Source organism: Streptomyces sp. NPDC030820 (assembly GCF_055572075.1).
Map to the genome: position 1 here is coordinate 60,002 of NZ_JBVIEB010000012.1, position 11,873 is coordinate 71,874.

Annotated in this window: 10 protein-coding genes and 1 pseudogene; 4 read left to right on the top strand and 7 right to left on the bottom strand. The window is 71.6% G+C overall.

The genetic code is table 11. From position 1 onward, the window contains the following. The first annotated feature begins 4 nt into the window (after window positions 1-4). A complete protein-coding gene (locus ACZ418_RS30055; RefSeq protein ID WP_468369100.1) occupies window positions 5-883 on the top strand; it encodes a geranyl diphosphate 2-C-methyltransferase in 879 nt (292 codons plus the stop codon). A gap of 73 nt (window positions 884-956) precedes the next feature. Continuing rightward, window positions 957-1,865: an aminoglycoside phosphotransferase family protein gene (locus ACZ418_RS30060; RefSeq protein ID WP_468369103.1), complete on the top strand. Its 909-nt coding sequence runs from the start codon at window positions 957-959 to the stop codon at window positions 1,863-1,865. Window positions 1,866-1,888: 23 nt separating this feature from the next. On the opposite strand, the gene ACZ418_RS30065 is transcribed toward ACZ418_RS30060, so the two are convergent. Further along, window positions 1,889-2,371, bottom strand: coding sequence for a VOC family protein (locus ACZ418_RS30065; protein WP_468369105.1), 483 nt, complete (start codon window positions 2,369-2,371; stop codon window positions 1,889-1,891). A gap of 289 nt (window positions 2,372-2,660) precedes the next feature. Here ACZ418_RS30065 and ACZ418_RS30070 point away from each other — a divergent pair, with 289 nt between their 5' ends. After that, a complete protein-coding gene (locus ACZ418_RS30070; protein ID WP_468369615.1) occupies window positions 2,661-3,554 on the top strand; it encodes an RNA polymerase sigma factor SigF in 894 nt (297 codons plus the stop codon). 18 nt (window positions 3,555-3,572) lie between these two features. Here ACZ418_RS30070 and ACZ418_RS30075 read toward each other — a convergent pair whose 3' ends face one another. Both ACZ418_RS30075 and ACZ418_RS30080 read right to left on the bottom strand, forming a co-directional pair. Then, on the bottom strand, window positions 3,573-4,025 hold the full coding sequence (locus tag ACZ418_RS30075; protein WP_468369108.1) for an ATP-binding protein: 453 nt from the start codon (window positions 4,023-4,025) through the stop codon (window positions 3,573-3,575). 437 nt (window positions 4,026-4,462) lie between these two features. Continuing rightward, window positions 4,463-5,674: pseudogene (locus ACZ418_RS30080) on the bottom strand (DUF6777 domain-containing protein); the annotation flags it as partial. A gap of 189 nt (window positions 5,675-5,863) precedes the next feature. Here ACZ418_RS30080 and ACZ418_RS30085 point away from each other — a divergent pair. Beyond that, the gene (locus ACZ418_RS30085; RefSeq protein WP_468369111.1) at window positions 5,864-7,132 is read left to right on the top strand and encodes a streptophobe family protein; all 1,269 of its coding nucleotides are present in this window, start codon (window positions 5,864-5,866) and stop codon (window positions 7,130-7,132) included. 71 nt (window positions 7,133-7,203) lie between these two features. Here ACZ418_RS30085 and ACZ418_RS30090 read toward each other — a convergent pair whose 3' ends face one another. From ACZ418_RS30090 to ACZ418_RS30105, 4 genes are all read right to left on the bottom strand, one after another. Further along, window positions 7,204-8,217, bottom strand: coding sequence for a serine/threonine-protein kinase (locus ACZ418_RS30090; protein ID WP_468369114.1), 1,014 nt, complete (start codon window positions 8,215-8,217; stop codon window positions 7,204-7,206). Next, window positions 8,217-8,768, bottom strand: a complete 552-nt coding sequence (locus ACZ418_RS30095) for a hypothetical protein (RefSeq protein WP_468369117.1) — start codon at window positions 8,766-8,768, stop codon at window positions 8,217-8,219. Before ACZ418_RS30095 ends, ACZ418_RS30090 begins: the two co-directional genes overlap by 1 nt. A 38-nt stretch (window positions 8,769-8,806) precedes the next feature. Continuing rightward, complete coding sequence (locus tag ACZ418_RS30100) at window positions 8,807-11,146, bottom strand: FHA domain-containing protein (RefSeq protein WP_468369119.1); 2,340 nt, start codon at window positions 11,144-11,146, stop codon at window positions 8,807-8,809. A gap of 70 nt (window positions 11,147-11,216) precedes the next feature. Continuing rightward, a complete protein-coding gene (locus ACZ418_RS30105; protein WP_468369122.1) occupies window positions 11,217-11,627 on the bottom strand; it encodes a hypothetical protein in 411 nt (136 codons plus the stop codon). Window positions 11,628-11,873 lie beyond the last annotated feature (246 nt).

The following is an 11,873-nucleotide window of genomic DNA, read 5'->3' on the forward strand; positions in this document are numbered from 1 at the left end:
ACCTTTGACCACCGCCCCCGTCGCCCGGACCACGCCCGCTGCGGTCCCGACCCAGTCCGTCTACCAGAACCGGGTCGCGGACTACTGGAACGCCGAGGAGAACCCGGTCAACCTCGAACTCGGCAAGATCGACGACCTGTACCACCATCACTACGGCATCGGAGAGGCCGACCGGTCGGTGCTCGACGAGCCCGATCCGGAGCGGCGCCGGGCCCGTGTCACCGCCGAACTGCACCGCCTGGAACACGCCCAGGCCGAGCTGCTCGCCTCGTATCTCGGCCCGCTGACCCCAGCCGACCGGGTCTTCGACGCCGGCTGCGGCCGGGGCGGCGGCAGTGTCGTGGCGCATCTGCGGTACGGCTGCCACGCCGACGGCGTCACCATCTCCGCCAAACAGGCCGAGTTCGCGAACGAGCAGGCACGCGCCCGGGGCATCGACGACAAGGTGCGCTACCACCACCGCAACATGCTCGACACCGGCTTCGAGACCGGCGGGTACGCGGCCTCGTGGAACAACGAGTCCACCATGTACGTCGAGCTGGACCTGCTGTTCGCCGAGCACGCCCGGCTGCTGCGCCGCGGCGGACGCTATGTGGTGATCACCGGCTGCTACAACGACACCTACGGGCAGGCCTCGCGCGAGGTGTCACTGATCAACGCCCACTACATCTGTCACATCCACCCGCGCTCGGAGTACTTCAGGGCGATGGCCCGCAACCGCCTGGTGCCGGTGCACGTCGAGGACCTGACCGGGGCGACGATCCCCTACTGGGACCTGCGCAGGGAGGCCGACCATCTGGTCACGGGCATCGAGGACACGTTCCTCGACGCCTACGGCAACGGCAGCTTCCAGTACCTGCTGATCGCGGCAGACCGGGTCTGAGGGCACCACCGGGTCCGAGGACAAGGGAAAACCGTTGGACGGCGAGGGCGCCGAAGCGCTGGGATGGGCCCCGATGAGTGCCCACGACAGCCAGAGTCCGCCGAAGATGCACGCGGACGAGATCGACCTCGACGCCCCGCTGGTCCAGCGCCTGATCGCCCGCCGGTTCCCGCAGTGGGCGGCGCTGACGGTACGCCGGCTGCCGTCCTCCGGGACCGAGAACGCCATGTTCCGGCTGGGCACCGACCTGCTGGTACGGCTGCCCCGGCGGCCCGGCGCCGTAGGGGACGTGAAGCTGGAGCAGCGCTGGCTGCCCCGGCTCGGGCCGCTGCTGCCGGTCGCCGTGCCCGAACCGGTGAGCATCGGCGAGCCGGACGAGGGTTATCCGTGGCCCTGGTCCGTCTACCGCTGGCTTGAGGGGCGCAATCCGGTGGCCGGCGCCGTGCGGGAGCCGGAACGGCTCGCCGAGGATCTCGCGGCGTTCGTGCGCGCGCTGCGCCGGATCGCCCCGCAGGACGCACCGTCCGGCTACCGGGGCGGCCCGCTGCGGGACCGGGACGAGCCCACCCGGGCGGCCGTCGCCGAACTGGGCCCGAGGGTCGACGCCGGCGCGGTCACGGCGCTGTGGGAGGAGTCCCTGCGGGCCCCGGAGCACACGGGGCCGCCGGTGTGGGCCCACGGGGACCTCTCCCCCGGGAACGTGCTGGTCGACGAAGGCCGACTGAGCGCGGTACTCGACTTCGGCTGCGCGGGAGCGGGTGACCCGGCCGTGGATCTGATCGTGGCCTGGAACCTGCTGCCCGCCTCCGTCCGGGACACCTTCCGCAAGGCCGTCGGCGCCGACGACGCGGAGTGGGCCCGGGGCCGGGGCTGGGCCCTGTCGATCTCGCTGATCCAGTTGCCGTACTACTGGGACTCCAACCCGGCCCTGGCGGAGAACTCCCGGCATGTGATCACCGAGATCCTCACCGAGGCCGGGTGACGCTCGCGGACTCCCGGGGTCCGCTACTCCCCCGCGTACGCCTTCTCCAGCGCGGCGACGTCCAGCTTGCCCATGCCCATCATGGCCTTCATGGTGCGGGCGGCCTTCTCCTGGTCCGGGTCGCCGATCAGGTCGATCAGCCGGTCGTAGACAACCTGCCAGGAGACGCCGTACCGGTCCTTGAGCCAGCCGCAGGGGCCGCCCTCACCGCCGTCCTCGGTGAGCCTGGTCCAGTAGTAGTCGATCTCCTCCTGGTCGGCACACATGATCTGGAAGGAGATGGCCTCGTTGAACGTGAACTGCGGGCCGCCGTTGAGCGCGACGAACTTCTGGCCGTTGGCCGTGAACTCGACGGCCAGCACGGAGCCGGCCGGGCCGGGACCGGCCTCGGTGTGGCGGCCGACGCGGCCGATGCTGGAGTTCTTGAAGATCGACACGTAGTACTGCGCGGCCTCCTCGGCCTGGCCGTCGAACCAGAGACAGGTGACGAATCCGTCGGTGGTCATGAGCACCTCCTGGGCGGGGAACACGGTCGTGAGTGTGGACCGATCCTCGCGGCGAAACTCATCGGCGATGGTGGCAGTACCGGACCGGCTCCCGCAGATACCCGGCCGGGACACGGTACGGCACGGCGGTCGTCCGCGCGTGCATGCGCGGCGTGACCGGGGGTACTCGCCCGGTCAGCGGCATCCGCGTTGCGCATGGAACACCGAGTTATGGGTAAAGCGGACAACCGGCAAGCAACGGACACGCCGCCGAGGCAGACACAGGACCATGACTTTCGTGGGAGAGGCAATGGACACCGTCGGGATCCGGCCGGAAGCAGAGGTCGCCAAGAGGACCGCGCAGGACGGGACGGGCGAGGTATCGGCAGCACTGCCCGGCATCGCGGACCCGGCGTCCGTCGCACCACGTGACGCACGTGAGCTGTCCCGTCAGTTCTTCCGCCGGCTGACCGAACTGGAGGAGGGCACGCACGAGTACCAGTACGCGCGCAACACCCTCATCGAGATGAACATGTCGCTGGTGCGGTTCGCGGCCGGACGGTTCCGGAACCGCGGCGACGACATGGAGGACATCGTCCAGACCGGCATGATCGGCCTGATCAAGGCCATCGACCGGTTCGAGCTGGCCCGCGAGGTGGAGTTCACCTCCTTCGCGCTGCCGTACATCGTCGGCGAGATCAAGCGGTTCTTCCGGGACACCACCTGGGCGGTGCACGTGCCGCGCCGGCTCCAGGAGCTGCGGGTGGAACTGGCCAAGGCGCGCGAGGAGCTGTCCAGTCGGCTGGACCGGGACCCGACGGTGGCCGAGCTGGCGACCCTGATGAACATATCCGAGCACGAGGTGGTCGAGGCCCAGCTCGCCTCCAACGGGTACAACTCCGCCTCCCTGGACGCCGCACTCACCGGCGACGGGTCGGAGGACGGCGAGGCGGTGCTCGCCGACTTCATCGGCGTGGAGGAGGAGGGGCTGCAGCTCGTCGAGGACTTCCAGGCGCTCGCCCCGCTGATGGCGGAACTGAGCGAGCGGGACCGGCGGATCATCCATCTGCGGTTCGTCGAGGAGGCCACCCAGGCGGAGATCGGGGAACGGCTCGGCTGCTCCCAGATGCATGTGTCCCGGCTGATCAAGCGGATCATCACCCGGCTGCGCGAGGGGATGCTCGGCGAACTCGACCTCGTCTGAGACGCGCCCTGGTTCGGTTCAGCGGTTCAGTTCGAAGCGGACGCGAACCCGCTTGCCCACGGGCACGCGCTCCGCGGAGACCTCCGAGGCCAGGGCGTACACGATCTCCATACCGTGGCGTCCGACGCGTTCGGGATTCCTGGGGAACCGGCGGGGCAGGGCGGAGCTGCTGTCGTAGACGCACACCGTGACGGCACTGTCCGTGCCTTCCAGCTCCAGGATGTACGGGCCGTTGCTGTGCCGCTCGGCGTTGGTGACGAGTTCGCTCACGACCAGGAGCAGCTCACCGCAGGCGCGACGGTCGGCGACGGCGCACCACTCGGTGCGCAGCTGCTCCAGGAACCGGGAGGCGAAGGCGCGCGCCGCGGCGATGCAACCGGGTTCGCCGGTGTAGTGCGCCGCGCGCCACAGCGGCTCCACGGGTACGTCGAGGCCAGTCGGTATCACTGCCTCGCCCAGGTGCTTGGTCATGCTGTCTCTCTCGGAAAGCCCGGTCCGGCCGGTCGCCTGTTGCACCTGTCCTCGTACCCCGTGCCGGGCTCGGCAGTCCCCCGGGCGGTCGCCCACCGCGCACAGTGGCGATGGTCACGCCGCAGGGGAGCCGCGAACGCTCACTGCGAAGGTGAGCCCTGCGGCTGCTGCTGCGTGGGCGTGATCGCGCCCGACTCGCCGGGCGTGCCCGGGGTCGGCGGGGCCGGAACGGAATTCTCCGAGGACTGCTGAACGGAGCCGGTCGTCTGCTGCTCCGACGACTTCTCGCTGGAGGTCTGGGCCGAAGGAGAGCCCGCGGACGGTGACGCCGGCCCGGCGGAGGACGGCTCGGTCGAGGACGACTTCGACCCGGACGACTGCGATGCCGACGACTTCGACTCCGACGGTGACTTCGACTCCGACGACTTCGACTCCGACGGTGACTTCGACTCCGACGACTTCGACTCCGACGGTGACTTCGACTCCGACGGTGAGGACGACGACGAAGAAGACGAGGACTTGGAGGACGAAGGGGACGAGGACGAGGACGACGGCGATGAACTTGAGGACGACGGCGAAGACGACGAGGACGAAGAGGACGGGGAGGACTTCGACGGGGACGGCGACGAGCTGCTTGACGAGGACGACGTGGACGGGCTCGGCTTGCCCGGTGTGGACGGGCAGTGCTTCGCGCCGGACGGGCACGACGGGGACGGGGGCCGGGGCGGGTTCCAGGGGTGCGGGAACTTCGGCGGGCTGGCGTGCTCGTCGTGCCGGCCGTACTGGTCACCGCGCTGACGGTGGATCCATTCCTTGTGGTGGTTGTCGTAGAGCACGAAGACGTTGACGATCTTCGGCGCGGGCGTCACCACGATCACGTTGGAGGGCCGGTACGACGGCCAGCGGGGGCCCACCAGCTTTGGCGTGCTCTTCTGGGCGACCGGCGCGTTCAGCGGGTTGCCGCAGGCGCAGCGCACGCGCGGGACACCGTGGCTGTCCACCAGCACGGCGGTGCCCGCCTGGAGGACCGACTGGTAGCTGGTGGCGGCCCCGTTGCGGTAGCCGTGGTTGGTGACCCGGGTGTCGACCCGCAGCTGAACCGGGGTCAGCGAGCGCAGAAAGGCGGGCACGCCGGAGGGCTGGACGCCGACCACGGAGGCGAAGGCCTTCTCCTTGCCCTGGTCGGCCCGGAAGAACTTGATCTGCTTCTCGACGTCGCAGGCGGGAGTGCGATTGGTGCCGCCGTACAGCCCGGGCGCTCCGCCGTCGACTCCCTGGACCGCGTTGGTCGTGCCGGAGGGCGCGGTGGAGGCGGAGGGCGGGGGCGGGGCGGAACTCTGCCTCGCGGTGGACTCCGTGAACGGGTCCTGGCCGGTGCTGTTCGCGGACTGCAGGAAGACCTCGCCGCCCTTGCCGGATCCACCCGGGCGGGTGAAGACCACCGCGAGGACCACGGCGGCGACGACAGCGGCGCTGACGGCTGCCACCCGCGGCACGGACTTCCACCACGGCCCGTGGGGACCCTGGGCTCCGCCACCGCCGCCCGGGGGTTGGGAGGGCGGTGGTCCGGAAGGGGGCCGGGAGGAGCCCGACAGCGGGCCGGAGGGCGGCCCGGTCGGGCGGCCGGAGGACGGAGGTTCGGCGCTCACGAGCACTTCTTCCCGTCGCGATCGTCGCGATACGCGGTGCGATACGCGGCTTTTCTGAGTCAAATCCCTTTTGGTGCATTTGGCTGCACTTTGATCCCATTGTGTGTCGCAGGGTGGTGAGGCTCGCAAGCCGACGCGAACGGCCCACCCGGCGGGCGGGGTGCGCGGCTGCTGCCTAGCGTGTCAACCGTGAGCGTTCCGACCGTTTCCCCGCGGCCCGCCGCCCGTCATGGCTGGGCGCAGGCCGTGGCCGCGGTGCTGACCGGGCTGGCCGTCATGGTGCTCGTGGCGGCGCTGGGACTGTGGGCGGCCGGCGCGGGTGGCCTGCCGGACGGCGCGTTCCCCCGGGTGGTGGCCGCGACCCTGGTCACGGCGGTCGGCGGCAGCGTGGAACTCTCCGGGAACGCCGGCGTGCTGGCGCAGACCCGGGCCGGGGTCACCGTGATCCCGCTGTCGGTGACGCTCGTCGGCGCGCTGGTGATCGGTGGGGGCTTTCTGCGCCCGCTGCGGCACCGGGCGGTCGCCTCGGCCGGCGAACTGGCCGGCTGGGCCGCCCGGATCGCGGTGCTATGGCTGCTCGTGCTCATCGGCCTGGCTCTCGGCGCCCGGCAGACCTTCGCCGTGGACGTGGGCAGCGGCACCCTCAGCGACCTGACCGGCCTGTTCGAGGCCGCGCCCCGGGTCGGCTTCAGCACGGACGTGCCGCTGACGGTGCTGTTCGGCCTGCTGTGGCTGGCCGGGGTACTGGCGGTGGCGCTGCTGGTCGCGCGGGGGGCGCCGTTGCCGGGTCGGCTGCTGCGGTTCCAGGAGTCGGTGCGCCCGGCGGCGCAGGCGATGGTGGTGCTGCTCCTCGCGTACGTCGTCGTCGGCCTGGTCACCGCGCTGATCACGGCGGCCACCCGGGGGCACGGCCCGGAGACCTTCGCGGTCATCCTGCTCGGCCTGCCCAATCTGGCCTGGCTGGCCCTCACCATCGGCCTGGGAGCGACCTGGAACGGCCGTGTGCACGGCCCGTTCGGCCTGCCCATGCCGCACGTCCTGGACGCGATCCTGCGCACCCCGGACGTCTCCGCGCTGAACCTCGGCTCGCTCACCGACTACGACGGCCGGTGGTGGTGGCTGGTGGTCGTGGACGCGGTGCTGCTGCTGGCCGTGGCCTTCCGGATGGCAGCGACCTCACCGGCCCGGATCCGCCTGTGGCAGCACGCCGTCCACCTGGCCGTGGCGCTGGCGCTGACGGTGCTGATGATCTGCCTGACGGGCCGCATCTCCGCACACTACGGACTCTCCCTGCTGGGCATCGGCGACCTGGGCGGCGGCCTGTCCGGGGAACTGTTCCTCAGGCCCCGGCTGTGGCAGGCGGTGGGCCTGGGCGCGCTGTGGGGACTGGCCGCCGGCTTCCTGGGCGGCCTGCTCGCCCGCCGGGTGCACCGGCGGGGCGAGGTGGGCGGGCCTTGAGGCCATTACGAGGGCCAGGGCCGACACCCCGGCCGTCGGCGCCGGACATCCCGGCGGCGGCCGGTGGGTGGTCAGGCGGGCTTTCGCGCGGTTGCGTCGGCCCGGTACACCGGGTCCGCCCAGTGCGGGGGGCTCGGCGGGTCGGTCGCCCTGTGGTGCGTCTCCGTGTCGGGCTCCTGCGCCGGACGGACGTCGGCCGGGCCGGCCGGGGCCTCCATGGTGGCGCGCAGGGCGGCGACGAAGCCGAGGCAGGTGTCGAAGCGGTCGTCCGGGCTCTTGGCCAGGGCCTTGGCGAAGACCGGGTCCACCGCGGGGTCGAGGCCGGGGCGGGCCTCGCTCGGCGGGGGCGGCTCGTCGTACTGGTGCGCCCAGAGCAGCGCCATGTCGTCGTCGCGCAGGAACGGGGGCCGGCCGGCGAGGCTCTCGTAGACGACGCAGGCCAGACCGTAGACGTCACAGCGGCCGTCGACCGGGCGGCCGGAGATCTGCTCGGGGGCCACGTAGTCGAGGGTGCCGACGAACTGGCCGACGCTGGTGAAGCCGGTCAGGGACAGCGACTTCTTGGTGAGCCCGAAGTCGGTGAGGTAGACGTGCTCGGGGTGGTCGGTGTCGATGCCCTCGGCGACCAGGATGTTGCCGGGTTTGACGTCCCGGTGCACCAGGCCGTGCTCGTGGGCGGCGTCGAGGGCGGACGCCACCTGCGCGGCGATCCGCACGGCATCGGGCAACGGCAGCGGTCCGTGCAGGTCGAGGACATGGCGCAGATCGCTGCCGGAGACGTGCCGCATGGCGATGTAGAGCACCCCGTCGGTCTCGCCGGCCTCGAAGACCGGCACGATGTGCGGATGGTCGATCGCCGCGGCCACCTGGGACTCATGGATGAACCGCTTGCGGAAGGTGTCGTTGCGGGCGAGTTCGGGGGCGAGCAGCTTGAGGGCGACCGTGCGGTCCAGGCGCAGGTCGCGGGCGCGGTAGACGACGGCCATGCCGCCACGCCCGATCTCGCTCTCGATGAGATAGCTCGCGATCTGCCGGCCGATGAGTTCCGAGGGCCGACCGGAGAACAGGCTGGTCTCGCGGGCCATCAGCGCTCACCTTCGGGTGCGACCAGCCGGGTCGGGGCGTGCCCGGCGGCGTCCTCGCCGGTGACCTCCCGGTCGGTGGCGTAGGTGGTCAGCCGCCGTCCGTCGCCGTACACCCAGCGGCCCTCCTCGGGGTCGTACAGCCACATGGCCTCCCCGTCGACGACGATCCCGATCCTGAGGCCCTGGGTACGGTCCTCGAAGTCCTCGCCGTCCAGGGTGCCGGCGGCCAGCTCCTCCACCGCGGACCGGTAGTCGGCCAGCGCCTGTTCGGCGCGGGCCAGCAGGGGCCGCGGATCGGCGGCGCCGGCCGGGCCGTCGGCGGCGGGCGGGTCCTCGGGTACGGCGACGAGCCGGCGGCCGTCGACCCAGGCGCCCCAGCCGTTGGCACAGCGGATGTACCCCCAGTCGCCGCGCCGCTCCACGAGCTCGACCGGCAGCAGCGGGTCGAGGGGCACGGTGGGCCGGGCCGGGTCGGGGGCCTCCCAGGCGGGCATGCCGCGCCGCGGCACGACGTGCGTGGGCTGGAATCCGGGACTGGCGGCTCTGCTCATCTGGGCGCCTGCTTCCGCGTGTGTGCCATCGCGTTCGCCTACTTCCGCATCACGGCGGGTTCGTGCCGGCGCAGCAGCCATGCGACCACGAGCCCGTAGAGGACGGAGAGCACCACCAGCATGGCCAGATCGAGCAGCCAGACGCCCGTCGAGTGCCGGAAGAGGGGGTCGGCGGTCAGGTTGCCGGGGACGATCCGGGACAGCCCGACCGTGCCGGCCATGGCGCCGAGCGCCCAGCGGGACGGCACGAGCCAGGACAGCTGCTCCAGGCCGGGCACACCGCTCAGTCTGAGCAGGGCTCCGCAGAACACGACCTGGACGATGGCGAGCAGCACCAGCAGCGGCATCGTCACCTCCTCCTTGCGCACCAGCGCGGAGACCAGCAGGCCGAGCATCATCGCGGTGAACGCGAGCAGGGCGGCGGCCAGGGTGATCTCGGCCAGCGGCGGCAGCAGGACGCCCCGGCCGCCGGGGGTGTTCAGGTCGACGCCGAGCAGGGCGACCAGGGTGAGGACGACGGCCTGGACGACGCTGATCGTGCCGAGTACCACGATCTTGGACATCAGATAGGCCGAACGGGGCAGGCCGACGGCGCGCTCGCGCTGGTAGACGACGCGTTCCTTGACGAGTTCGCGCACCGCGTTGGCGGCGCCGGTCAGCACGGCGCCGACGCACAGGATGAGCAGCGCGTTCATCGCGGTGTCCCGGGCGAGCCGGGGGCCGGCCAGGGCGCGGGCCATGGCGCCCATGACGAACGGCAGGGCGATCATGACGAGCAGGAACGTGCGGTCGGAGCTGAGGACGGCCGCGTAACGGCGGACCAGTGTGCCGAGTTGGGCGCCCCAGCCGCGTGGGCGGGGCGGCGGTGCCGGGGAGACGGGGGCCGGGCCCGGGTGGTGGGGCTGGGTGGTGGCCTCGGCGACGTAGTGCCGGTGGAACGGCGACTCGCGGTACTCCCTGGCCCAGTCGCGGTCCGGGTCGCGGTCGAAGGCCTCGAAGGCCTCCGGCCACTGTTCGAAGCCGAAGAAGGCGAGGGCGTCGTCGGGCGGTCCGTAGTAGGCCACCTTGCCCCCGGGGGCGAGCACCAGGAGCCGGTCGCAGACAGCGAGGCTGAGGACGCTGTGGGTGACCACGATGACGGTGCGGCCGTCGTCGGCGAGGCCGCGCAGCATGTTCATCACCGACCGGTCCATGCCGGGATCGAGGCCGGAGGTCGGCTCGTCCAGGAAGAGCAGCGAGGGTTTGGTGAGCAGCTCCAGGGCCACGCTGACCCGCTTGCGCTGCCCGCCGGAGAGGCTGTGCACGGGCTGGTCGGCGCGCTTTTCGAGGCCGAGTTCCCGGATGACCTCGTCCACCCGGGCCCGCCGCTCGGCCGCGGCGGTGTCCTCGGGGAAGCGCAGTTCGGCGGCGTAGGTCAGGGCGGCGCGCACGGTGAGCTGGGGATGCAGGATGTCGTCCTGCGGGACCAGGCCGATGCGCTGGCGCAGTTCGGCGAAGTCGCGGTAGAGGTCGCGGCCGTCGTACAGGACGGTGCCACGGTCGGCGGGCCGCTGCCCGGTCAGGGCGTTCAGCAGCGTGGACTTGCCGGCGCCGCTCGGTCCGACCACCGCGAGCAGGCACTTCTCGCCCACCGGGAAGGACACGTGGTCGAGGAGCACCTTGCGTCCGCCGTCCACGGCGACGGTGAGGTCCAGGACGTCGAGGGAGATCTCGCCGGTGTCGACGTACTCCTGGAGTTCGTCGCCGACCAGGCAGAACGCGGAGTGGCCGATGCCGACGATGTCGCCGGGGCCCATGGGTGCGCGGGTGATGGGCCGGCCGTTGAGGTAGGTGCCGTTGTGGCTGCTCAGGTCGACGATCTCGTACGTGCCGTCGGCGTGGGCGCGCAGTTCGGCGTGGCGGCGGGAGACGACCAGGTCGTTCACCACGAGGTCGTTGTCGGCGGCCCGGCCGATGCGGACCGAGCGCACGGGCAGCGGGCGGACACTGCTGGGGCTTCGGAAGGTGCCGGTCAGCTGGGGAAGCGACACCGCGGAGGGCCGGTCGGGGGCGGGCCGCGGGGGGCCGGCGAGGACCGCGCGGGGGCCGTCGGTGGGGTTGCCGAAGCGGATCACGCTGCCGGGGCGTACGCCCCACTCGCTGATCCTGCGGCCGTCGGCGTAGGTGCCGTTGGTGCTGTGCCGGTCCGTCAGGGTCCAGCGGTCATGGTCGCAGCGCAGCACGGCGTGGTGCCACGAGACCCGGGCATCGTCGAGGACGATGTCGCTCAACGGGTCGCGTCCGACGTGGTAGTCGTGGCCCGGGCTCATGACCGTGGAGCCCGTGTCGGTCTCCAGGACGAGTTCAGGCGCCGTCGGGGCGATCGGCCGCTCCGCCATGGCCAGAATTCTACCGATTCGTCCACATATGCGCCTGGAGTCGGGGTGCGGCACCGGCGACGGACACGTGTCAGGCGACGGGCACGACGAGCGCCGGCAGGGTGCGCTGCATGCGCAGTGCGTCCACGGACTCGGCGAGCAGTTCGTACTCGGTGGTGTCGTCGCTGGCCGCGATCCGCACCAGTCGTCCGCCCGCCAGCTCGTCGGCCACCAGCTCCTGCCGGACGTCGTCGGCGCACCAGGCGCGCAGCAGGGCGGGCACGTCGGCCACCGTGTCCGCGACCGGTACCAGCGAGCCCACCGGGAAGGCGGGGTCCTCCGGGCTCGGGTCCAGGCGCTCGGCGATCCAGGAGGCGCGGTCGCGCAGCCACCACAGCGCCAGGGCCAGCGTGGGTGCGCGATAGGTGCCGAGCGGTACCCCGATGCGCCGGCCGTCGCAGATGCCGTACGCCGTGACATGGCACAGGAATTCGTCGTGCACGTCTCACTCCCCCGTCGCCTCGCTGGTTGCGCCCGGTCCGGCCTCGCTCTCCGTGCGGCTCCTGTGCGGTGAAGTGCCCCTGATGTTCGAGTATCGCCACTCCCGAAACACTGTCACCATGACTTTCCGGCCAGTCTCTTGGCATATTCACCGCCGGTTCTGGCCGGAACGCATCGGCGCGTGCGCACCCCCCGCATTACCAGGCAGGTAATCGACCCGCCCCTCGGTGCTCCGGCATGGTGGTCA